The organism is Marinobacterium jannaschii DSM 6295 (genome assembly GCF_000620085.1).
GTDB classification, from domain to species: domain Bacteria; phylum Pseudomonadota; class Gammaproteobacteria; order Pseudomonadales; family Balneatricaceae; genus Pontibacterium; species Pontibacterium jannaschii.
In genome coordinates this window covers 69,959-92,328 of record NZ_KK211067.1, presented here as the reverse complement: position 1 = coordinate 92,328, position 22,370 = coordinate 69,959, and the positions used below count along the sequence as shown (strand labels likewise).

General features: G+C 56.2%; 20 protein-coding genes. 11 read left to right on the top strand and 9 right to left on the bottom strand.

Annotated elements, in window-relative coordinates:
- Nucleotides 1-47 precede the first annotated feature (47 nt).
- The 5 genes from rng to Q354_RS0120960 form a co-directional block, all read right to left on the bottom strand.
- Nucleotides 48-1,532 (bottom strand): ribonuclease G, encoded by a 1,485-nt coding sequence (rng, locus tag Q354_RS0120980; RefSeq protein ID WP_027859314.1) that lies wholly within the window; start codon nucleotides 1,530-1,532, stop codon nucleotides 48-50.
- Nucleotides 1,533-1,551: 19 nt separating this feature from the next.
- Nucleotides 1,552-2,136: a Maf family protein gene (locus Q354_RS0120975; protein ID WP_027859313.1), complete on the bottom strand. Its 585-nt coding sequence runs from the start codon at nucleotides 2,134-2,136 to the stop codon at nucleotides 1,552-1,554.
- 8 nt (nucleotides 2,137-2,144) lie between these two features.
- Entirely contained in the window at nucleotides 2,145-2,636 is a 492-nt protein-coding gene (mreD, locus tag Q354_RS0120970) for a rod shape-determining protein MreD (RefSeq protein WP_027859312.1), read from the bottom strand.
- Nucleotides 2,637-2,643: 7 nt separating this feature from the next.
- Nucleotides 2,644-3,447: a rod shape-determining protein MreC gene (gene mreC / locus Q354_RS26780; protein WP_407637290.1), complete on the bottom strand. Its 804-nt coding sequence runs from the start codon at nucleotides 3,445-3,447 to the stop codon at nucleotides 2,644-2,646.
- A gap of 120 nt (nucleotides 3,448-3,567) precedes the next feature.
- Nucleotides 3,568-4,605, bottom strand: coding sequence for a rod shape-determining protein (locus tag Q354_RS0120960; RefSeq protein WP_027859311.1), 1,038 nt, complete (start codon nucleotides 4,603-4,605; stop codon nucleotides 3,568-3,570).
- A gap of 351 nt (nucleotides 4,606-4,956) precedes the next feature.
- Here Q354_RS0120960 and gatC point away from each other — a divergent pair, with 351 nt between their 5' ends.
- The 5 genes from gatC to Q354_RS0120935 all read left to right on the top strand — a co-directional run bounded on the left by gatC (nucleotide 4,957) and on the right by Q354_RS0120935 (nucleotide 9,383).
- Nucleotides 4,957-5,244: an Asp-tRNA(Asn)/Glu-tRNA(Gln) amidotransferase subunit GatC gene (gatC, locus tag Q354_RS0120955; RefSeq protein WP_027859310.1), complete on the top strand. Its 288-nt coding sequence runs from the start codon at nucleotides 4,957-4,959 to the stop codon at nucleotides 5,242-5,244.
- Nucleotides 5,245-5,293: 49 nt separating this feature from the next.
- The gene (gene gatA / locus Q354_RS0120950; protein ID WP_027859309.1) at nucleotides 5,294-6,745 is read left to right on the top strand and encodes an Asp-tRNA(Asn)/Glu-tRNA(Gln) amidotransferase subunit GatA; all 1,452 of its coding nucleotides are present in this window, start codon (nucleotides 5,294-5,296) and stop codon (nucleotides 6,743-6,745) included.
- 13 nt (nucleotides 6,746-6,758) lie between these two features.
- Nucleotides 6,759-8,213, top strand: coding sequence for an Asp-tRNA(Asn)/Glu-tRNA(Gln) amidotransferase subunit GatB (gene gatB, locus Q354_RS0120945; protein ID WP_027859308.1), 1,455 nt, complete (start codon nucleotides 6,759-6,761; stop codon nucleotides 8,211-8,213).
- 269 nt (nucleotides 8,214-8,482) lie between these two features.
- Nucleotides 8,483-8,953, top strand: coding sequence for a peptide-methionine (S)-S-oxide reductase MsrA (gene msrA / locus Q354_RS0120940; protein WP_027859307.1), 471 nt, complete (start codon nucleotides 8,483-8,485; stop codon nucleotides 8,951-8,953).
- The gene (locus Q354_RS0120935; RefSeq protein ID WP_027859306.1) at nucleotides 8,943-9,383 is read left to right on the top strand and encodes a GNAT family N-acetyltransferase; all 441 of its coding nucleotides are present in this window, start codon (nucleotides 8,943-8,945) and stop codon (nucleotides 9,381-9,383) included. Before msrA ends, Q354_RS0120935 begins: the two co-directional genes overlap by 11 nt.
- On the opposite strand, the gene Q354_RS0120930 is transcribed toward Q354_RS0120935, so the two are convergent.
- Nucleotides 9,371-9,628 carry a hypothetical protein gene (locus Q354_RS0120930; RefSeq protein ID WP_036230997.1) on the bottom strand — a complete coding sequence of 86 codons (258 nt, stop codon included), beginning with the start codon at nucleotides 9,626-9,628 and terminating at the stop codon, nucleotides 9,371-9,373. The genes Q354_RS0120935 and Q354_RS0120930 overlap by 13 nt on opposite strands.
- 649 nt (nucleotides 9,629-10,277) lie before the next feature.
- On the opposite strand from Q354_RS0120930, the gene Q354_RS0120920 reads away from it, so the two are divergent.
- Complete coding sequence (locus Q354_RS0120920; protein ID WP_027859304.1) at nucleotides 10,278-10,679, top strand: gamma-glutamylcyclotransferase family protein; 402 nt, start codon at nucleotides 10,278-10,280, stop codon at nucleotides 10,677-10,679.
- Nucleotides 10,680-11,002: 323 nt separating this feature from the next.
- Complete coding sequence (argS, locus tag Q354_RS0120915) at nucleotides 11,003-12,739, top strand: arginine--tRNA ligase (protein ID WP_027859303.1); 1,737 nt, start codon at nucleotides 11,003-11,005, stop codon at nucleotides 12,737-12,739.
- Nucleotides 12,740-12,883: 144 nt separating this feature from the next.
- Here argS and Q354_RS0120910 read toward each other — a convergent pair whose 3' ends face one another.
- From Q354_RS0120910 to Q354_RS26775, 3 genes are all read right to left on the bottom strand, one after another.
- On the bottom strand, nucleotides 12,884-14,350 hold the full coding sequence (locus Q354_RS0120910) for an NAD-dependent succinate-semialdehyde dehydrogenase (protein ID WP_027859302.1): 1,467 nt from the start codon (nucleotides 14,348-14,350) through the stop codon (nucleotides 12,884-12,886).
- A 304-nt stretch (nucleotides 14,351-14,654) separates the two neighbouring features.
- Entirely contained in the window at nucleotides 14,655-15,371 is a 717-nt protein-coding gene (locus Q354_RS0120905; protein ID WP_027859301.1) for a response regulator transcription factor, read from the bottom strand.
- Complete coding sequence (locus Q354_RS26775) at nucleotides 15,361-18,270, bottom strand: cache domain-containing protein (RefSeq protein ID WP_084332702.1); 2,910 nt, start codon at nucleotides 18,268-18,270, stop codon at nucleotides 15,361-15,363. Before Q354_RS26775 ends, Q354_RS0120905 begins: the two co-directional genes overlap by 11 nt.
- Before the next feature lie 283 nt (nucleotides 18,271-18,553).
- Here Q354_RS26775 and Q354_RS0120895 point away from each other — a divergent pair, with 283 nt between their 5' ends.
- The 4 genes from Q354_RS0120895 (at nucleotide 18,554) to Q354_RS0120880 (ending at nucleotide 22,361) form a co-directional block, all read left to right on the top strand.
- Nucleotides 18,554-19,378, top strand: coding sequence for an ABC transporter ATP-binding protein (locus Q354_RS0120895; protein ID WP_027859300.1), 825 nt, complete (start codon nucleotides 18,554-18,556; stop codon nucleotides 19,376-19,378).
- Nucleotides 19,375-20,085, top strand: a complete 711-nt coding sequence (locus Q354_RS0120890; protein ID WP_027859299.1) for an ABC transporter ATP-binding protein — start codon at nucleotides 19,375-19,377, stop codon at nucleotides 20,083-20,085. Before Q354_RS0120895 ends, Q354_RS0120890 begins: the two co-directional genes overlap by 4 nt.
- 59 nt (nucleotides 20,086-20,144) lie before the next feature.
- Entirely contained in the window at nucleotides 20,145-21,353 is a 1,209-nt protein-coding gene (locus tag Q354_RS0120885) for an ABC transporter substrate-binding protein (protein WP_027859298.1), read from the top strand.
- A 120-nt stretch (nucleotides 21,354-21,473) separates the two neighbouring features.
- Nucleotides 21,474-22,361, top strand: coding sequence for a branched-chain amino acid ABC transporter permease (locus Q354_RS0120880; protein ID WP_027859297.1), 888 nt, complete (start codon nucleotides 21,474-21,476; stop codon nucleotides 22,359-22,361).
- Nucleotides 22,362-22,370: the final 9 nt, after the last annotated feature.

Below are 22,370 nucleotides of genomic sequence, written 5' to 3'. Positions count from 1 at the left end.
GCGAACAGGGCAACCACTCCGAACGGACAGCCGGAGCGGCGACAGGGTTATCGCAGCACTACATCATAGTGCTCAGGTGCATACACCGGCTCGGCCTGGAAGCGGATAGTCTTACCGATAAAGCTCTCAAGTTCGGCCACATGGTCTGAAGCATCTTCCAGCAGGTAGTCGACCACGGTTGCAGCAGCCAGTACCAGATAGGCTTCCGTATCGTAGGCCCGGTGCTGGCGCAGGATTTCGCGAAAGATCTCGTAGCAGACCGTTTCCGGGGTTTTGATAGAACCACGTCCCTGACACTGTTCACAGGTTTCACAGAGCACCTGCTCAAGGCTTTCACGGGTCCGCTTGCGGGTCATCTCGACCAGCCCCAGATCGGAGACACCGGTGACCTTGCACTTGGCGTGATCCTTTTCCAGCATCCGCTCCAGCGTACGCAGCACCTGGCGCTGATGGTCAGCATCTTCCATATCGATAAAGTCGATAATGATAATGCCGCCGAGGTTCCGCAGTCGCAGCTGACGCCCGATCGCAGTCGCCGCTTCCAGGTTCGTCTTGAAGATTGTCTCTTCCAGGTTACGATGACCGACAAAGGCCCCGGTGTTCACATCGACCGTGGTCATCGCCTCAGTCTGATCGAAGATCAGGTAACCACCGGACTTCAGCTCGACCTTGCGCCCCAGTGCCTTCTGAATCTCATCTTCGACATTGAAGAGATCAAACACCGGACGCTCGCCGGGATAGTATTCAAGCTTATCATCGATTTCAGGCACCAGTGCCGCCGAGAACTCTTTGGCTTTCTGGAAGGTTTCCCGGGAATCGATACGGATGCGCTCTACCCCGCTGTGTGCCATATCACGCAGGGCACGCATATTCAGCGGCAGATCATCGTAGATCAGTGACGGCGCTTTAGCACCGGAGATTTTACGCTGGATCGCCGCCCATAAGCGGCGCAGAAACTGGACGTCTGCCCGCAGTTCAATCTCGCTCGCGCCTTCAGATACAGTGCGCAGGATAAAACCGCCAACCGAGCGTTTCTCATCCTCAGAAGGCTGCTCTTCCTCAATCAGTTTACTCACGATGCCACGCAGGCGGTCGCGCTCTTCACTGTCCTCGATTCGCTGGGAGACACCGATATGTTCGCTGCCCGGCATATACACCAGATAACGGGACGGGATAGAAAGGTGAGTCGTCAGGCGTGCACCCTTGGTGCCGATCGGATCTTTCGTTACCTGAACCAGCAGTGCCTGACCTTCACGCAATACCTGAGAAATGGAAGTGCCGTTCTTTTCTTCACTGGAAGCCTGCTGGGAGAGGACATCTTCCACGTGGATAAACGCTGCACGCTCGAGGCCGATCTCGACGAACGCCGCCTGCATGCCCGGCAGAACCCTGACCACCTTGCCTTTATAGATATTGCCGACAATGCCACGACGCTTGGCCCGCTCGACATAGATCTCCTGCGGCATGCCGTTTTCGATCACCGCTACGCGGGTTTCCATTGGTGTAAAGTTAATCAGAATCTCTTCGCCCATGGGCACTCCTTGAAACTGCTCAGTCGCGCTGCCAGGCAGCTATATCAAAAGTGTTTAGGATGGCTGCAGTTTCTGCCAGCGGCAGGCCGACGACAGAGGAGTAACTTCCGTTAATCGAGGTTACGAATACCGCACCCAGCCCCTGAATACCATAACTGCCTGCTTTATCTGCAGGCTCTCCGCTGGCCCAATAGCGTCGACACTCCGTTTCAGTCAGCGTCCGGAAGCGAACTTCGGTAGAAACGACCTCAACCCGCTGTTGTTCTGGAGTATAGACCGCTACACCACTGAGGACATGATGGCTCCGTCCTGACAGACGCATCAGGGTCGTCACGGCATCTTCTTCATCCCGTGGCTTTCCCAGAATCAGCTCATCACAGATGACTGCGGTATCAGACCCCAGCGCCGGCAGCTTAAGCGTGCTCTTGTCGTAGCCTGCCCGCGCTTTCTCCAACGACAGCCGGGCCACATACTGGGCTGGGGTCTCGCCAGCCAACGGCTGTTCATCAATATGGGCCGGTGCCACCTGGTGAGGAACCCCTATCTGCTGTAACAGTTCACTTCGACGTGGCGATGCTGACGCCAGCAGGATAACGGGTTCCATAATTGCACCTATGAGATTCGGAATGTCCGGCGTAAACCACGCAGGACAACAAAGATCCAGGGCCAGAACAGGGCACTGGTCGCTGCTGGCAATAAAAACAGCAGACTGTCACCGGTGGTTCCGGTCACCATCTGCATCCAGTGGAACAGCAACTGGTTAATGCCGACCAGTACCATCACCATCATTGCCTGCTGCCAGGGCGGGAACATACGTAAACGCTTGTAAAGCAGCAGTGCCAGATAGGCAATGATGGTAAAAGAGAGCGCATTCAGCCCCAGCACACTGCCGCGCACCACATCCATCATCAGTCCGACCAGAAAACCGGCACCAACGCCGATCCGGTGAGGCAATGCGATCACCCAGTAGATCAGGATCATCGCCACCCACTCCGGCCGATACCATTCCAGCATCGACGGTAGCGGCATCTGACTCAGCATTATTCCGGGCAGAAAGGTTCCCAGAATAATCATGCTGCCGCCGCCGGTTCTCGCTTCCTGCATCGCGGGATTACTCCTGCAGCTGCTTCTGCAGGGCGACCGCCTCACCCTTGCGCACCAGCAGCAACTGGCGGCTCTTATCAAGGCGCGCGGTCGGCTGGACTTTAACCTGGGCAAACGGCTTGCCCGGATCACGGATCACTTCCACTACCCGGCCAACCGGATAGCCCCGGGGGAAACGCCCTCCCAGGCCGGAGGTGATCAGCAGATCACCCTCGGTAATATCAGCCGTATCAGGCACATGTTCCAGCACCAGTTCAGTCAGTACGCCTTTACCCAGCGCCACCGAGCGCATTCCATTGCGGTTGACCTCAACCGGGATGGCGTGCCGGGCATCCGTAATCAGCATAACGCGGCTGGTATAGTGGGCACGTTCGACCACCTGCCCCATCACGCCGCCAGCATCCAGTACCGGCTGCCCTTCATAGACACCATCTTCGAAACCACTGTTAATAATCACCTGATGCTGAAACGGATCCGGATTAACACCGATCAGTTCCACCAGCTTGACCTCTTCATCGAGCAGGCGGCGGCCTTTGAGCAACGCGCGCAGACGCACATTCTCAGCCTTAATCGCGGCGACCTGCTGCACCTTACGCTGCAGCAACAGCGCTTCAGACTTGAGCTGCTCGTTTTCCTTGAGCAGAACCGTGCGATCGACGACGACATCAGAGATTTCATCGGCCACACGACTGGGCGCATCCACCAGCCATTGCACCGGAGTTAGCAGCAGGGAGATATAGGCACGGGCATCACGGCTCTTGGCCCAGTAAAGATCAACACCGATCAGGCCAACTGCCAGAAAGACAAAAATAACGAAGCGGGTCCGTGGCGAGCCGCCACGAAAGATGGGTTTAATAGGACACCTCCTGCCTCTGCGGGCGGAAGTGTCCCATGCAGACTAGATAGGACGGACGCGACATAGCTGATTCAGTTAGTCGTGTGCCAGCAGCTCGAAAGCATGCTTGTCCAGCATCTCCAGTGCCTTACCGCCGCCACGGGCAACGCAGGTCAGCGGGTCGTCGGCCACGATAACCGGCAGACCGGTCTCTTCGCTCACCAGACGATCGATATTACGCAGCAAGGCACCACCACCGGTCAACACGATACCGCGCTCGGCAATATCGGACGCCAGCTCGGGCGGACACTGTTCCAGCGCACTTTTCACCGACTGTACAATCGCAGACAGCGGCTCCTGTAGTGCTTCCAGGATTTCGTTGCTGTTAAGGGTAAAGCTACGCGGGATACCTTCAGCCAGGTTACGGCCACGGACATCGATCTCGTAGGTTTCAGTCGATGGGTATGCCGTACCGATCTCCTGCTTAATGCGTTCAGCCGTCGATTCACCGATCAGGCTGCCGTAGTTGCGGCGCACATAGGTGCTGATCGATTCGTCGAAACGGTCGCCACCGACGCGAACCGAATCAGCGTAAACAATACCGTTTAGGGAGATCACGGCGATCTCAGTGGTACCACCACCGATATCCACCACCATAGAACCGTTTGCTTCATCGACCGGCAAGCCGGCACCAATCGCAGCCGCCATTGGCTCATCGATCAGATAGACTTCACGCGCACCCGCGCCCATCGCAGATTCTTTAATGGCACGACGTTCAACCTGGGTCGACTTGCAGGGCACACACACCAGTACCCGCGGGCTTGGCGTCAGGAAGTTGGTATCGTGTACCTTGCTGATAAAGTACTGCAACATTTTTTCAGTAACGTGAAAGTCGGCGATAACGCCATCTTTCATCGGACGGATGGCCGTGATATTTCCCGGCGTACGCCCCAGCATACGCTTAGCGTCTGCGCCTACGGCAGCCACCGATTTCTGATTCCCGTTTTCGCGAATAGCAACAACAGAGGGTTCATCGAGAACAATATCTCGATCCCGGACATAAATAAGGGTGTTCGCGGTGCCCAGATCGATGGACAGATCGCTGGAAAATAGACCACGGATTTTCTTGAGCATGAGATTAGGGAGTCCTAAGAAATTTACAGGTTTAACCGCTACAACCTGAAGACAGGTAACTCTAACAACCACGGGCTGTTTCAGCAAGAATCAATCAGTCGCAAGCCTGTTTTATGTTTCAACTCTGAATCACCGCTGAATCACCGCCAACGCTGGCTTTCGCCCCCGAAAAGATGCCGGTTGCAAGCTGGGGATTGTTCTGAAAATGTTACAGTCATCCGGCCTCTCCGGCGGCAAATCATGCCGTCACTAAAAGCCCCGGCAAAACAACTGCAGTCTTCAGCTTAAGCGGGCCTTTGTGATACCTTTATGACCCTGAAACTGACACCCAAATACCAGGAAGAAGCGATTATGGCTTTAGACCGCTCTGATGTGGAACGAATCGCCCATCTGGCGCGCCTGCAGATCGATCAGCAGGACATCCCGGAATACACCGAAAACCTGTCAAACATTCTGGATCTGGTCGACCAGATGCAGGCTGTAGACACCAGCGAAACAGAACCGATGGCCAATGCACTGGATGCCGTGCAGCGCCTGCGTAAGGACGACGTCACCGAAGAGAATCAGCGTGACGCCCTGCAGTCCGTTGCCCCGGCCGTTGAAAATGGCCTGTTCCAGGTACCGAAAGTCATCGAGTAACCGGCGGCACCTCTCCACTTCATCGGAATTCTGAAGGAAAACATATCTCATGTTTGACAAGACGCTAGCCGAACTGGCCCAGGGGCTGGAAAACGGCGACTTCAGCAGTGTCGAGCTGACCCAGGCCTATCTGGATCGCATCAAGGCCGAAGATAGCAAGTACAACAGCTACATCTCGGTAACTGAGTCACAGGCGCTGGCTCAGGCCAAAGCCGCCGACGACACCCGCGCAGCCGGCAATGCCGGTGCCTTTACCGGGTTACCATTCGCCCATAAAGATATTTTCTGCACCGAAGGCGTGCGGACCAGCTGTGCATCAAAAATGCTGGACAACTTCGTCGCCCCTTACAACGCCACCGTGGTGGATAAGTTCAATGCGGCGGGCGGCGTTATGTTGGGTAAAACCAACATGGACGAGTTTGCGATGGGTTCTTCCAATGAATCCAGCTTCTACGGCCCGGCCCGTAATCCATGGGATACCGAGCGCGTACCGGGCGGCTCCTCCGGCGGTTCAGCCGCGGCAGTCGCCGCTCGCCTGGCACCGGCCGCCACCGGCACCGACACCGGCGGTTCTATCCGTCAGCCAGCCGCGCTGTGCGGTATCACCGGCATCAAGCCAACCTACGGCCGCGTCTCCCGCTACGGCATGATCGCCTTTGCCTCCTCCCTCGATCAGGGCGGCCCCATGACCCGCACCGCCGAAGATGCGGCGATGATGCTGAATGTGATGGCCGGTTTCGACCGCCGCGATTCCACCAGCATGCAGCGCGATGTGCCGGACTACACTGCTGATCTGAGCAAGCCGCTGGCTGGCCTGAAGATCGGCCTGCCGAAAGAGTACTTTCCATCCGACCTGAACCCGGCCATTGCCGAGCAGGTACAGAACGCGATCAAAGAGTACGAAGCTCTGGGCGCTACGGTTAAGGAGATCAGCCTGCCGAATACCGGCCTGGCCGTACCGGCCTACTACATTATTGCGCCGGCGGAAGCTTCTTCCAACCTGTCCCGTTTCGACGGCGTGCGCTACGGCTACCGCTGCGACAGCCCGGTTGACCTGGAAGACCTCTATAAGCGCTCCCGCGGCGAAGGCTTCGGTGCCGAGGTTAAGCGCCGCATCATGGTCGGTACTTACGCCTTGTCTGAAGGTTTCTACGACGCCTACTACAAGAAAGCCCAGCAGATCCGCCGCCTGATCAAGCAGGACTTCACCGAAGCCCTGAAAGAGGTTGATGTGATCATGGGTCCGACAACGCCGGAACCGGCCTTCAAACTGGGTGAGAAGACCTCAGACCCGATCGCCATGTATATGGAAGATATCTTTACGATCGCCCTGAACCTGGCCGGTCTGCCAGGCATCTCGATCCCATGTGGTCAGACTAACGGCCTGCCGGTCGGCCTGCAGGTTATCGGTGACTACTTCGCCGAGCAGAAACTGCTCAACGTCGCACACCAGTTCCAGCTGGCTACCGACTGGCACAAACAGTCACCTGAAGGCATCTAAGAGGTTAATCAAAATGGAATGGGAAGCGGTAATCGGGCTTGAGATCCACGCCCAGCTCGCCACAAACTCCAAGATCTTTTCCGGTGCCAGCACAGCTTTTGGCGCCGAACCCAATACCCAGGCCTGCGCGGTTGACCTGGCGCTGCCGGGCACCCTGCCGGTGTTCAATGAAGAAGCCCTGCGGATGGCAGTGAAGTTCGGCCTGGCGATCGACGCCGAAATCGGTCGCACTTCGATCTTCGACCGCAAGAACTACTTCTATCCGGACCTGCCGAAAGGTTACCAGACCAGCCAGCTGTTCCACCCGATTGTCGGCGTGGGTCATGTGGATATCACCCTGGAAGATGGCAGCACTAAACGTGTCGGCGTCACCCGGGCCCACCTGGAAGAGGACGCCGGTAAGTCCCTGCATGACGAGTTCCCGGGCATGACCGGTATCGACCTCAACCGTGCCGGTACCCCCCTGCTGGAGATCGTTTCCGAGCCGGATATGCGCAGCGCCGAAGAAGCGGTCGCCTATGTGCGGAAAATCCACTCTATCGTCACCAGCCTCGGCATCTGTGACGGCAACATGGCAGAAGGTTCTTTCCGCTGCGACTGTAACGTCTCCGTCCGCCTGAAAGGCGAAGAAGAGTTCGGCACCCGCACCGAGACCAAGAACATCAACTCCTTCCGCTTTATCGAGAAAGCGATCCTCGGCGAGATAGACCGTCAGATCGACCTGATTGAAGATGGCGGTCGCGTGGTACAGGAAACCCGCCTGTACGATGCCAACAAGAACGAAACCCGTTCTATGCGCTCCAAAGAGGAAGCCAACGACTACCGTTACTTCCCCTGCCCGGACCTGCTGCCGATCGTGATCGAGGAAGATTACATCGAGGAGATCCGCAACAACCTGCCGGAACTGCCTGACGCGCGCAAAGAACGCTTTATCGAGCAGTACAAGCTGAGCGACTACGATGCCATGGTACTGTCCGCCGACCGTTTCCTGGCGGAATACTTCGAAACCGTGGTCACCGCAGCGAAAGATGCCAAGCTGGCGGCAAACTGGGTGATGGGCGAGCTGTCCAAGCACCTCAATGCCAACGACACCAGCATCGGCGACAGCCCGGTCTCTGCGGATCAGCTCGGCGGCCTGCTGGTGCGCATCAAAGACAATACTATCTCCGGCAACATCGCCAAGAAAGTGTTTGAAGTGATGTGGAGCGAAGGCGGTAGCGCCGATGAGATTATCGAAGCCAAGGGCCTGAAACAGGTCACCGACAGCGGCGCTATTGAAGCGATCGTTGATGAAGTGATCAGTAAGAGCGGCCCTCAGGTCGAGCAGTACATCGCTGCCGAGCCGGATAAGCGCGGTAAGATGATCGGCTTCTTTATGGGCCAGGTGATGAAAGCCACCGGCGGCAAAGCCAACCCGGGCGCCGTCACCGGTATCCTGAAGAAGAAACTCGACGCCCTTTGTGACTAAATCAGCACCGGGCGGCGCGTAGCGAGCTGCGCGCAGAAACAAAAACCGCGTCCAGCCCCTGGCCGCGGTTTTTTGTGTTCTGAGGACCGAATCGACAGACTGTCCGTAAGCTTGAATAGCTGTTCGTAGCTCGTAGCTCGTAGCTCGTAGCTCGTAGCTCGTAGCTCGTAGCTCGTAGCTCGTAGCTCGTAGCTCACGACAGTGTATATTGAACTTTCCCTGAGCCGCAGAGACTCAATGAAGTAACCAACTAAAACAAGGACACCATCATGGCATTGGCAACATTTGCCGCGGGCTGCTTCTGGGGTATCGAAGCAAAGTTTGCTGCCGTTAAAGGCGTAACAAAAACAGCGGTAGGCTATATGGGTGGCAATAAAGACCAGCCCAACTATAAAGAGGTCTGCACCGATACTACCGGTCATGCCGAAGTGGTGCAGGTTGAGTTTGACGAGAACAGTGTCGACTACTCCACCCTGCTGAATCTGTTCTGGCAGTGCCACAACCCCACCACACTGAATCGTCAGGGACCTGATATTGGCTCCCAGTATCGCTCGGCGATTTTTTACCACGATAAGAACCAGCAGGCCCTGGCAGAGCAGAGTAAGTCAGAGATGGATGCCAGCGGAGTCTTCCCTGGCCCGATCGTTACCGAGATCACACCGGCCGCGACGTTCTGGCGTGCGGAAGAGTACCATCAGCAGTATCTGGCAAAACGCGGCCAAAGCCACTGTGGAATCTGAACAAGCAGGCCGGACACTGGTCCTCGCTGACGCAGACAATCTCTGGCAGCTAAACCGCTTCTATAAACGCAATGGCCACAAAGGCAAAGCGGCCCTGAGCGACCTCGGCTTCTGGCTGGAGGGGGACGACGGGATTATCGCCGGACTCCGTCTCAGTACAGCGCCGGAGTATAGTTTGATGAGAGGACTGTGGGTCGAGCGCAGCAGACAACGTCAGGGACTGGGCAGCGAGCTGATTGAACAATCACGCCCTTACTGGCCCAGGCGGCCCTGCTTCTGCTTTCCCTACTCTCACCTGGAGCCATTCTACCAGCGGCTGGGATTCAGGCCTGCCTCGGCGTTCGATGTTCCGCGCCAGCTCAGCCTGCAGCTGCAGCGCTACCAGACCCGGGGCGACGACCTGATCCTGATGGGCTGCTACTTACCCTGAGACTGCCGGATGTAGAAACGCGCTTTCTCTACGTTCGCCAGACAACCGTCATAGTTTTCCACCTGCTCCATGACTTTTGCAGAGCCCAGCAGCGTGCTGGCTTTAGTCCAGGCAACGGAGCCGCTAAACCCCTGGCTGCGCGCAAAGCTCAGCTCGTCATATGCCGCTTCAATGCCACTATGACAGGCCAAGTCAACTCGCCCCTGATTAGGCTTACCCGCACAGCCCGCCAGCAACACAGCCATTAAAACCCCTGAAAAAGCTACCTGATTCCGATTCACTTAAGCCTCCAAACAGCCTGAGAACACTCCAAGAGCGTCAGTTTAACGATCGTTTATGAACATCCGCTTTAGACAGACCCGAATTCCTGCAGGCAGCGCTCATCCGGCGTCACCAGCAGGATTTTACAGCCCGGCAACCATTTGTCGACCTCGGACACAGGGATCTCCTCAGGCAGCGACCGATTTCACACAGCGGTTAAATGCCGCTCACAGGCTCAACTAATCACTCTGCTTATGGCCTAAGAAAATAGCACCAACCTACCGACCGAATAGTCGCTTTATCTGGACAGCGCACAAAAAGTTAAATATTTTGTGCAGGGCGGTATTTTCCGCTCACCGTGAACAGGCAGATTCAGAAGTACTGCTGTGCCGGGAAAGCAGAGGCGAGGGAACTCCTCTACCAAAGTCCCATAAACCGATTAGCCTTTTCGCCGGAAATATTGATCTGGCGCGGTGCATACGGTTTCAGCCTCGCAATCTTACTGCAATCCCGGCCACGTATTTTAGTATCGTAAATACGAGGCACTTCCGGGCCATCCACTATTGCCTGGTTCCTCTGTAACGACGCCGCCAAACGCTATGAAAGCGGCCAGATGTCCGGGAGACAAGATAGATGACCACCGCAAACCTGTTTACCTATGGCACCCTGATGATCCCTGAAGTGATCAAGGCAGTTCTGAAACGAACCCCTGACGTGTATCAGCGTGCCTCCCTCGCCGATCATATCTGCCGGGTACTGACTGACGAATCCTTTCCGGGCATTAAACCGGCGCGGGATGAAGTGACCCCGGGACTGTTGTATAAAAATATCAGCGAGGAAGACCTGACCCTGCTGGATGAATATGAAGGCGAACTGTTTCAGCGGAATAAGGTCACGGTGCTGACGGATGATGGCAATCGCGCCATTGCCTGGAGCTTTGTGATTAAGCCCCAGTACGCGCACCTGCTCAGCAACCAGGGCTGGAACTGGGAGCAGTTCATCGAAGAGGGGCTGGCCAGCTACGTACCCGAGTAGCAGTTCAGCGAGATACCTGCCCACCGTTACAGACGGGCAGGTATCTCGCAACAAGCAGCCGAAACAGTAACAAGCGCTTTTCCAGCGACAGATCGGCGCGAATTCCTTTCCTCTGGCTATATCACCGGATACCCCATCCGGTTTAAAATAGCCGGTCTTATCCACGCCCTACTTTAAGCGGCCGGGGATACCCCCGATCAAGCGCCCATTTCGCCGTTGTCAGGCTAAAATACCGCTTTGATCCGTAATCACGCATTCATATGAGTCTGGCTCGCTGTAACAGCCGGATCATCAACATACTAAGGTTTTACTGGCTCCCAACCATGAAGATTCGCGAACTTCTCTCCACCCGAGTTCAGGCAGCTATGACCGCTGTCGGTATCCCGGACAGCTTCTCTCCGATGGTTTCTCCAAGCAACCGACCACAGTTCGGTGACTATCAGGCCAACGGCACTATGGCTGCCGCGAAAAAGCTCGGCACTAATCCACGCGAACTGGCCCAGAAAATCGTCGATCAGCTGCAGCTGGAAGACGTTGCCAGCAAGGTTGAGATTGCCGGTCCCGGCTTTATCAATATCCATCTTGCCGAAGACTGGCTGGCCGAACAGGTATGCACAGCCCTGAACAGCGACAGCCTGGGTATGGAGCAGGCTGAGCAACCTCAGACCGTGGTGATCGACTACTCGGCGCCAAACCTGGCGAAAGAGATGCATGTTGGCCATCTGCGCTCCACCATCATCGGCGATGCACTGGCCCGGGTACTGGAAGCTCAGGGCCACAAGGTTGTGCGTCAGAACCACGTTGGCGACTGGGGTACTCAGTTCGGTATGCTGATTGCCAACCTGGAAGACAAAACCGCCGGTAACGAAGTAGCCGAAGCCGCACTGTCCGACCTGGAAGAGTTTTATCGCGACGCCAAGCAGCGCTTTGATAACGAACCGGCGTTTGCCGACCGCGCCCGTGACTACGTGGTTAAGCTACAGGGTGGCGATGCCCGCTGCCTGGAGCTGTGGCAGCAGTTCATTAATATCTCTGTCACCCACAGTGAAGAGATCTACCAGCTGCTCAACGTCACCCTGAAGCCAGAGGATATCAAGGCAGAAAGCGCCTATAACGATGACCTGCCGGTGGTGATCGAGCTGCTGAAACAGCAGGGCCTGATTGTTGAAGACCAGGGCGCCCAGGTCGCCTTCCTCGAAGAGCTGGCCGACAAAGAGGGTAACCCGCTGCCGATGATCGTGCAGAAATCCGGCGGCGGCTATCTGTATGCCACCACCGATCTGGCGGCGGTGCGCTACCGTAACGATGTGCTGAACGCCGACCGTGCGCTGTACTTTATCGATGCCCGTCAGTCACTGCATATGAAGCAGGTCTTCACCCTCAGCCGTAAGGCTGGATTTGCCAAGCCGGAATTCAGCCTGGAGCACCACCCGTTCGGTACTATGATGGGCGAAGATGGCAAGCCGTTCAAAACCCGCTCCGGCGGTACTGTGAAGCTGGCCGAGCTGCTGAAAGAAGCCGTTGAGAAAGCCGAAGCCCTGCTGCAGTCGAAAGAATCAGACCTGTCTGCCGAAGAGCAGAAGGAAGCCGCCCGCAAGATCGGTATCGGCGCGGTGAAATACGCCGACCTGGCGAAGACCCGCACCAACGACTACATCTTCAGCTGGGACAGCATGCTGAGCTTTGAGGGGAATACAGCCCCTTACCTGCAGTACGCTTACACCCGTATCCAGAGCATCTTCCGCAAGGCTGATCAGACGGTCGACAACTCCGTCGCGCCGGTACTGGCTGAAGCCCAGGAAAAAGCCCTGGCACTGAAACTGCTGCAGCTGGAAGACGTAATCGACCAGGTTGCCAAAGAAGCCTATCCGCATCTGTTGTGTAACTATCTTTACGAACTGTCCAGCCTGTTCATGAAGTTCTACGAAGCCTGCCCGATCCTGCGCAGCGACGTGGCCGCCGAGCAGCGCGCCAGTCGCCTGAGCCTTTGTGCAGCCACCGCCCGCACACTGCAGCAGGGCCTCGACCTGCTGGGCATCGAGACCATGGAGCGGATGTAAGCCGCTTCGCGGGGCCTCGCGCAGTCACTTCTTCGTGCTGCGCGCATAAAAAAACCGGTGCTGAACAGCACCGGTTTTTTTATCTCTGCACACCTTTATCGATGAGCAAGGGCCCGCGCAGGCAGGCCCCCGCCTTCTGATAGCTTAGTTGTCCAGGCCACCCATACAGATGTATTTGATTTCCAGGTAGTCATCCAGGCCGTACTTGGAACCTTCGCGGCCCTGACCGGATTCCTTCATACCTCCGAACGGGATCACATCAGAGGTGATACCGACTTCGTTGACACCAACCATACCGAAGTCAACACCCTCGGAAACACGCCATACACGACCGACATCACGGGCATAGATGTATGCCGCCAGACCGTACTCGGTATCGTTAGCCATAGCGATCGCTTCCTCTTCAGTCTTGAACTTGAAGATCGGCGCGACCGGACCAAAGATCTCTTCGCGGAAAACGCGCATCTGATCGTTCACATTGGTCAGAACAGTCGGCTGGTAGAAGCGGCTGCCCTGATCGGATGGCTCACCACCAACTTCCACTTTAGCGCCGGCGGCAACGGAGTCTGTCACCATGCCGTGGATATCGGACAGAGCCTTCTCAGTGATAACCGGACCGTGGGTCACGCCCTCTTCCAGACCGTTACCAACCTTGAAGCCCTTAACCGTAGCAGTGAACTTCTCGACGAAGGCATCGTAAACACCTTCCTGTACCAGGATACGGTTAGCGCAGACACAGGTCTGACCTGAGTTACGGTACTTGGAGGCGATCGCACCGGCGACCGCCAGATCCAGATCGGCATCATCGAACACCAGTACCGGCGCATTACCACCCAGTTCCATCGAAGTACGCTTGACCGTGTCGGCACACTGCTTCATCAGGATCTTGCCAACCGGAGTAGAGCCGGTGAAAGTAAACTTCTTAACGATCGGGTTAGTGGTCAGCTCCAGACCAACATCACGGGACTGGGTGCTTGGCAGCACGCTGAACAGACCCGCCGGCAGGCCAGCACGGTCAGCCAGCTCCACCAGCGCCAGTGCAGACAACGGAGTCTCTGCAGCCGGCTTCAGTACGATGGCACAACCCACTGCCAGTGCAGGCCCTGCCTTACGGGTAATCATAGCGCTCGGGAAGTTCCATGGCGTAACGGCAGCCACTACACCCACCGGCTGTTTCACCACTACCGCACGACGGTCGGTCTGCGGTGCCGGGATGATGTCGCCGTAAACACGCTTGCCTTCTTCGGCAAACCATTCGATAAAGCTGGCGCCATAAGCCACTTCGCCACGGGACTCAAGCAATACCTTGCCCTGCTCGCTGGTCATCAGCACAGCCAGGTCTTCCACGTTGGCCATGATCAGGTCATACCAGCGACGCAGCACGGCAGAGCGTTCTTTCGCAGGCTTGGCTTTCCAGGACTTCATAGCCGCTTCAGCTGCCTCGATAGCGCGACGGGTCTCTTCCACACCCACATTCACGACATCGACGATATGTTCACCGGTCGCCGGGTTAGTCACGGCGAAGGTTTCACCTTTATCACCATCCACCCAGGCGCCGTTGATATAGGCCTGAGTCTTGAGAAGGCTTGGATCTTTCAGCTGAATAGTCATTAATTATTATCTCCGGAATTCAACGCTGTTGCGGTGGCGGATGCAGCACCTGAGCAAAACCAATCAGACAGGCAGCGGCACCTACAATCTATAACTGAGGTTATAGACCAGCTGACCTTTGGGTAATATAAGTTTTTACATGACTATACTTTGAGAAATAGCAAAGTAAGCGCCGCCGCTTTAACCGGCGACGCGCTAAGCTCTAAGCTCTAAGCTCTAAGCTCTAAGCTCTAAGCTCTAAGCTCTAAGCTGACAGCATCCAGCTTTAAGCTTTAAGCTTTAAGCTTTAAGCTATTAGCTGCTTTCAACTCCAGACCACCTCGGCCGCCAGCATATATCCAGCACCGTAGACCGTTTTGATAATCCGCGGATTCTTCGGATCGGCTTCCAGTTTGCGGCGAATGCGGGACATGCGCACATCAATACTGCGATCAAACGGCATCGCATCACGTCCCATCACCTCCCCCATCAGCTGGTCACGGGAGAGGATCTGTTTCGGGGCATTGAGCAGCACATTCAGCAGGTCGGCTTCAGCAGAACTGAGTACCTCTGTGGCGCCGCCATCAGAACTCAGGGTCAGTGTCGCTGTATCAAACTGCCAGTCGGCAAAGCGGGCCTGACGACGTGCAACCACGGCTTCTTTCTGTGAATTATCCAGTCGTCGCAGCAGGCTGTTGACGCGCGCGATCAGCTCACGGGGATCAAACGGCTTGGTAATATAGTCATCCGCTCCCAGCTCCAGCCCCAGTACCCGGTCCGGCAGACTGCCTCGCCCGGACAGGATCATCACACCGATCTGATGTTCCTCACAGAGGGTTCGCACCAGTCCGAGGCCATCCATATCCGGCAGCCCCAGATCGACGATACAGAGGTCGGGCTGGCGGCGACCGATCGCACGGGCACAGCCCTCACCGGTGTGAAAGGCTTCCGCCTGGTAGCCAAAACGTTCCAGCTCCAGACACACCAGATCACAGATATCCTTTTCATCATCTACCACATAGATGAGCTTCTCACTCTTCATCCTTTACTCCTTCAGCCTGATCGCCCGGAACCGTAATGCTTGCCTCTCCCGCTTGCTGGGAGGCACGGCGCAGGGCTTTCAGCAGGGCCGCCGGCTCAAACGGCTTACGCAACATGGTAAAGCTGATGCCATGCTGATCCGGGGTTTCCCGGTCGTAGGCATAACCACTCATCAACAGAATCCGGCTGGACGGTGCTTTCCGGTATAGCATTCGCGCCAGGTCAAAGCCACTGAATTTACCCGGCATCACAACATCGCTGAGCATACCGGAAAGGCCATCGAGCGATTCAATCAGCTCGGCGGCTTCGTCGGCGTCTACCGCCTCAATCACGCCAAAGCCCAGCTTGCGCAACTGATCACGCACCACCGCCCTGACATCATCGTCATCCTCGACCAGCAACATCAGCTGACCGCTGTAGTCGGAAGCATAGTCCCCCAGCCCTTCCTGCTCGGCGGTTTCGATCTCTGCTTCCGCCTCGCTGATCGGCAGCAGCAGGCTGATCACTGAGCCCAGCCCCGGCTCACTGGCAATCGAGATATAGCCCTGTGATTGCTTCACAAAGCCATACACCATACTCAGACCAAGCCCCGACCCGGCACCGTTGGTCTTGGTCGAGAAGAAGGGTTCGTAGGCCAGCGCCAGCGCATCCTGATCAAAGCCGGTACCCGAATCCTGAACGCAGATTTCAACATAATCGCCCGGCACCACCAGTTCATCGTACTGCTCGGGAATACAAATATCACGCCGCCGCACCCGAAAGCGCAGGTCGCCGCCCTGTGGCATCGCATCACGGGCATTCAGGGCGAGGTTAACCAACGCATTTTCCAGCTGACTCTCATCGATATAGAGAATGCAGCCATTCATATCGCCCTCGCAGCTGACATGAATATGACTCGGCAGGGAACCCTCAAGCAGGGTCAGGGTATCCTGCAGCAGACTTTCCAGCCGCACAGCAGAAGGCATCAGCGGTTGACGGCGGGAGAACGCCAGCAAGCGGCTGGTGATATCAGCACCACGGCGACTGGCACGCACTGCCGGCTCCAGATAGCGCATCAGATCTGCGATCTCCGGATAGCGCTCCTGCGCCGCCAACAGGTTCCCCAGAATAATCGACAACAGGTTATTAAAGTCATGTGCCAGGCCTCCGGCCAGCTCACCCACGGCATTCATTCTCTGGGCTTCGGTCAGACGCCGCTCGGCCTCTTTCTCCGCCGTGATATCCAGCGCCAGACTCAGCAGTCCGTTAATACGCCCATCTGGGTTGCGGTGCGGAATCAGGATACGCCGGGTAATCAGCTCGCGGCCGTCACGCTGCAGGCGATAATCAAACGAAACCTCCTCGCCGCTGAGCACCCGGTGGATATGATCCTGCATATCATCCACCATGGTCTGGCCCAGCACCTCTTCAATCCGCTTGCCGACCACCTCTTCCTTGGTCATGCCGAACATTTCAGCATAACCCCGGTTGGCGAAGAGGTAGTGCAGCGAGGCATCCACATAACCGATCTGGGCCGGCAGGGCATCCAGCACCATACGCTGACGCTCTTCCACCAGCGCCAGTTCACTCTGGGCTTCCTGTAACGAACCCACCGCTTCTCGCAGCTGGCTGTTGGTGGCTTGCAGCTCATAGGTGCGGGCCTGCACCGTGGTATCCAGCGAGTGAATATTGTCGCGCAGGCGATCCACCATGGTATCGAAGCTGCTGGCCAGCAGCCCCAGTTCATCATCCCGCACAATGCCGGTTTTAGCACTGAGATCACCCGCCCTGACCCGCACGGCCGTGCCGGCCAGGCGCTGAATCGGTCGGGCAACCCAGTGTACAAAGATGATAGACAACACCACCAGCGTCAGCAGTGCCACTGAGGCGATCGTCAGGATCCGTTCCGTCAGCACTTCGGAATCGATCTGCAGTTCGGCAACATAGACCGAAGAGCCGATATACCAGTCAAATCCCTTCAGGTAGCGCACCAGTGACAGTTTCTCATGTACATAGTGGCCCGGATCTGACGGCTTATCCCACTGATAGTAAAGTTCTTTACCAGTATCAGCGGCTTTCGCCAATTCGGCCAGGATGGGCTTGCGGGTGACCGGCTCCAGCAGCTCGGAAGCATTGGTCTGATCGATATTGGGGTTGGGATGGATCAGCATATTGCCGTCACCATCGAAAATAAACATATAGCCGGTCTTGGCGATTTTAATCGCACTGAGCGCTTCACGCAGTTCATCTACGGCCGCCCGCTTCCGCTGCTGCACCTCCGCCTCGATATCATCCAGGTAGAGTCCGGAGCCGATCACCATATTCCATTGCGGGTAGTTGCGCACATAGGAGATCTTATCAACCTCATCGCTGGCATCGAGGCGATTCCACTTGTACTGAAAGAAACCGTCACCACTCTCCACCACCTGGGAAACAATCGCCGGAATCAGGAAGGAACCGGTCTCCGTTCGCACGGCTGAAGCATCGGTACGATGAAAACGGTCATCAGGGTGGGACAGAAAGAAAGCATCATGGCTGGCAACCCAGACGTAGTCATTGTTGCCATAAGTGAAGTTACGCAGCCCTTCGAAGACCTGACGCTGCGCCTCTTCAAGACTGATTTCACCCCGTGCAACCTGCTGCTGTGCCTCATTCACATAAGCCTCAGCCAGAGAAACCACCGCTTCCAGTCGCTTCTTATGGGAGTCCAGTGCCTGCAGGCGATACCCCTCAAGACCGAAATAGATCTTATTCGCCAGTTCAAACACATTGTTCAGGGCAATACGGCTGGCATTGCGCTCGATCTCAAACACGGTCTGTTTGATAAACGGCACTGAATAGAAGTAGATAGCGGTAAACAGCGCGACCACAGTCAGCAGAATCACCAGAAACAGTCGCCGTACCAGTTTGGACTTCAACACAACGTTACCTGCTTATTGTTATTGTTGCCGGTCAGAGCCGCTGCGCAGCCGGGGCGCTGCTGGACTTCAGATAAGGATATACCCTAACTCATTCCCCCCGTTTTTACCTCCCCTACTTTCTTCTCAGGCAGATGCCTGAATCCACTGCCTGTTACATTTCGTTGCATTTGGGCAAAACTCTGGCAAAAGTTGTGGCGTTAAATCGATCTCAAAGGGCCTTCCCGGTCAGTTAAAACAAAAATAATAATGCCGTCACCTTCGGGCGGACGGCGGGACAAAACCCATGAGTACTGATTACGTTCTGCAAACCACAGACCTGAGAAAGGAGTTCAAAGGTTTTACCGCAGTCGAAGACGTTAACCTTAACGTTCGCCGCGGTGACATCCACGCCCTGATCGGTCCAAACGGTGCCGGTAAAACCACCGTATTCAACCTGCTGACCAAGTTTCTGATCCCGACCTCGGGCAAGATCCTGTTTAACGGTCAGGATATCACCACCATGAAACCAGCAGCGATCGCCCGACTGGGTGTGATCCGCTCATTCCAGATCTCCGCCGTATTTCCACACCTGACTGTACTGGAAAATGTGCGCGTTGCCCTGCAGCGCCATGAAGGCAACAGCTTCCATTTCTGGAAGTCCGAGAAGGTGCTGGACAAGCTGAATGACCGTGCAGTCGAGCTGCTGGACGATGTCGGACTGGCTGAATTCGCCAACAGCAAAACTGTTGACCTCTCCTATGGCCGTAAGCGTGCGCTGGAGATTGCCACGACACTGGCGCTGGAGCCCGAGCTGATGCTGCTCGACGAACCAACCCAGGGCATGGGGCACGAGGATGTCGATGTAGTGGCTGACCTGATCAAGCGGGTGTCGAAAGATCGCACCATCCTGATGGTGGAACACAACCTGCACGTGGTCTCCAAACTGGCTGACCGTATCACGGTATTGCAGCGCGGCGCCATCCTGACTGAGGGTGATTACGACACTGTCTCCGCCGATCCACGGGTTCGCGAAGCCTACCTCGGTGTGGAAGAAGGTGAAGAAGTACCGGGACAGTCTGCCGCAGCCAAAGCGTCAGACAGCAAAGATGTTCAGGAGGCCACAGCATGAGCAATCACCGCGAAAAACTGCGTATCAACGACCTGCATGCCTTCTACGGCGAATCCCATATCCTGCACGGCATCGATATGACCGTGATGCAGGGCGAGCTGGTCACCCTGCTGGGCCGTAACGGTTCCGGCCGCTCTACCACGCTGCGCGCCATCATGAACATGGTCGGCCGGCGTACCGGTTCGATCGTGATTAACGGAAACGAGACCATCGACATGGCCTCCCACCGTATCGCTCACCTGGGACTGGGCTATTGCCCGGAAGAGCGCGGTATCTTCTCCAGCCTGAACGTGGAAGAGAACCTGATGCTGCCGCCAGCGGTACGCAGCGATGGCATGAGTGTCGAAGAGATCTACGAGATTTTCCCCAACCTGTATGAGCGTCGCTACAGCCAGGGCACCCGCCTCTCCGGTGGTGAACAACAGATGCTGGCGATGGCCCGTATCCTGCGCACCGGTGCCAATATCCTGCTACTGGATGAGATCACCGAAGGTCTTGCTCCGGTAATCGTGAAAAAGCTGGCAGAAGTGCTGCTGATGCTGAAAGAACGCGGCCTGACCATCTTGCTGGTTGAACAGAATTTCCGTTTCGCAGCGCCGATCGCCGATCGCCACTACGTGATGGAACACGGGCACATTGTGGAAGAGGTGCTCGCAGACGAACTCGAGGCGAAAGCCGAGATGCTGAATACCTACCTGGGTGTCTGAACCCGGACTAATCACTCACCGAAGCGCATAAAAATAACAAGCTCCTGAGGACAATAACGATGAAATCGATGAAAAAATCCCTGCTGACCACTGCCATGATGACCGCAATCGCCGCCTCCGGCGCTAATGCTGCGGGCCTGTCTGACGACAAGGTTAAGATCGGTGTACTGGCTGATATGGGCGGTGTCTATGCAGATATCTGCGGTAAAGGCTGTGTTGAAGCCGTGAAGATGGCGGTAGAGGATTTCGGTGGCACTGTACTGGGTAAGCCGATCGAAGTCGTTTCAGCAGATGACCAGAACAAACCGGACGTTGGCTCTGCCAAAGCCCGCGAGTGGGTTGAAAGCCAGCAGGTTGACGCTGTGACTGGCCTGGTATCCTCAGCGGTTACCGGTGCCGTTACCAAGGTACTGACGGATGCCAAGAAGATCGCCCTGATCTCTACATCAGCTTCCCACGCCTTCACCACTAAGGCCTGCTCTCCGTACAATGCACACTGGACCTATAACGTTGTCGCCCTGGCAAACGGCACCGTAAAACCAATGGTACAGGCCGGTAAAAAGAAATGGTTCTTCATCACCGCTGACTACGCCTTCGGTCACGCCCTGGAGAAAGTAGCTTCCGGCGTTATCGCCAACAATGGCGGTGAGGTTGTCGGCAAGGTACGTGCGCCGCTGGGCACCACCGACTTCTCCTCTTACGTACTGCAGGCACAGTCCTCCGGCGCGGACGTAGTGGCACTGGCCAACGCCGGCTCTGACTTCGTCAACTCGCTGAAAACTGCTGCTGAATTCGGTCTGACCGAGATGGTCGATGTCGCAGGTCTGCTGGTATTCACACCGAACGCCAAGGCACTGGACCCAACTATCGCCGGCGGCATGAAGCTGACCACTGGTTTCTACTGGGATTACGATGAAGAGACCCGTAAATGGTCCCAGCGCTTTATGGAACGCACCGGCGGCGCTATCCCGGCCATGGGCCAGGCAGGCGCTTACTCCGCCACTATGCATTACCTGAACGCAGTCAAAGCGGTCGGTACCGACGAATCTGATGCTGTAATGAAGCAGATGAAAGCGACCCAGCCAAATGACTTCTTCGCCCGTAACGCCACCCTGCGTGCCGATGGCCGTATGGTGCACGATATGTACCAGGTACGTATCAAGAACGCCGACGAGCGTAAGGGTGAGAACGATATCTTCGCACTTGAGAAAGTTATCAAGGGTGAGGAAGCGTTCGGCGCAATGCTGGCCCAGTGTAACTTCAAATAACAATAAAGAATCCGCTGGCCGCCGCTCTGGATAACAGAGCCCGGCGGCGGCGACGGATATTCTACAGCCACCTCACCGTTTACGGGGTGGTGGCTGGCTTCCGCTTCAAGGTGCAGAGTCATGGCGACATTTCTCGGAATAAACCTCTTTGGCCTCTTCGGCCAGCTGCTGGTCGGACTGATCAACGGCTCTTTCTATGCGCTGCTCAGTCTCGGGCTGGCGATTATCTTTGGTCTGCTTAAAATCATTAACTTCGCTCAGGGCGCCATGTATATGCTGGGCGCTTTTGCTGCCTGGCTTGCCCTGCAATACCTCGGTATCAACTACTGGGCGGCATTAATTGTCGTACCGCTGGCCGTCGGTGCTATCGGCATCCTGATGGAACGCTATCTGCTGCGTCCGATCGCCAACGAAGACCACCTCTACAGTCTGCTGCTGACCTTCGGTGTCGCACTGATCCTGCAGGGCCTGTTTACTCATATGTTCGGTTCATCCGGTATGCCTTATAACATCCCGGAAGAGCTTAAGGGCGGTAGCCGCCTGCCATTTATGTACCTGCCTAACTACCGTGCATGGATCATCATCGCCTCACTGGTCGTCTGCGTAAGCACCTGGTACATGATCGAAAAAACCAAGCTGGGCGCCTACCTGCGTGCCGGCACCGAAAATCCGCAGCTGATGCAGGCATTCGGTATCAACGTTCCATTGATTGTTACCCTGACCTTCGGCTTCGGTGTTGGCCTGGCGGGCTTCGCCGGTGTAATGGCCGCACCGGTCTACTCGGTCTCGCCCGAAATGGGCAGTAATATGCTGATCGTGGTATTTGCCATCGTCGTTATCGGCGGTATGGGATCCATCGGCGGCGCTATCCTGACCGGACTGGGCATGGGCGTGGTAGAAGGCCTGACTAAATACTTCTATCCCGAAGCCTCCACCACCATAATCTTCCTGGTGATGGTAATCGTGCTGCTGACCAAGCCTGCCGGCCTGTTCGGCAAAGAAGCCTGAGGAGTATCA

Coding starts and splice junctions, on each gene's coding strand:
- rng (WP_027859314.1), bottom strand. CDS start 1,532: ATGGGCGAAGAGATTCTGATTAACTTTACACCAATGGAAACCCGCGTA.
- Q354_RS0120975 (WP_027859313.1), bottom strand. CDS start 2,136: ATGGAACCCGTTATCCTGCTGGCGTCAGCATCGCCACGTCGAAGTGAA.
- mreD (WP_027859312.1), bottom strand. CDS start 2,636: ATGCAGGAAGCGAGAACCGGCGGCGGCAGCATGATTATTCTGGGAACC.
- Q354_RS0120960 (WP_027859311.1), bottom strand. CDS start 4,605: ATGCTCAAGAAAATCCGTGGTCTATTTTCCAGCGATCTGTCCATCGAT.
- gatC (WP_027859310.1), top strand. CDS start 4,957: ATGGCTTTAGACCGCTCTGATGTGGAACGAATCGCCCATCTGGCGCGC.
- gatA (WP_027859309.1), top strand. CDS start 5,294: ATGTTTGACAAGACGCTAGCCGAACTGGCCCAGGGGCTGGAAAACGGC.
- gatB (WP_027859308.1), top strand. CDS start 6,759: ATGGAATGGGAAGCGGTAATCGGGCTTGAGATCCACGCCCAGCTCGCC.
- msrA (WP_027859307.1), top strand. CDS start 8,483: ATGGCATTGGCAACATTTGCCGCGGGCTGCTTCTGGGGTATCGAAGCA.
- Q354_RS0120930 (WP_036230997.1), bottom strand. CDS start 9,628: ATGGCTGTGTTGCTGGCGGGCTGTGCGGGTAAGCCTAATCAGGGGCGA.
- Q354_RS0120920 (WP_027859304.1), top strand. CDS start 10,278: ATGACCACCGCAAACCTGTTTACCTATGGCACCCTGATGATCCCTGAA.
- argS (WP_027859303.1), top strand. CDS start 11,003: ATGAAGATTCGCGAACTTCTCTCCACCCGAGTTCAGGCAGCTATGACC.
- Q354_RS0120910 (WP_027859302.1), bottom strand. CDS start 14,350: ATGACTATTCAGCTGAAAGATCCAAGCCTTCTCAAGACTCAGGCCTAT.
- Q354_RS0120905 (WP_027859301.1), bottom strand. CDS start 15,371: ATGAAGAGTGAGAAGCTCATCTATGTGGTAGATGATGAAAAGGATATC.
- Q354_RS0120895 (WP_027859300.1), top strand. CDS start 18,554: ATGAGTACTGATTACGTTCTGCAAACCACAGACCTGAGAAAGGAGTTC.
- Q354_RS0120890 (WP_027859299.1), top strand. CDS start 19,375: ATGAGCAATCACCGCGAAAAACTGCGTATCAACGACCTGCATGCCTTC.
- Q354_RS0120885 (WP_027859298.1), top strand. CDS start 20,145: ATGAAATCGATGAAAAAATCCCTGCTGACCACTGCCATGATGACCGCA.
- Q354_RS0120880 (WP_027859297.1), top strand. CDS start 21,474: ATGGCGACATTTCTCGGAATAAACCTCTTTGGCCTCTTCGGCCAGCTG.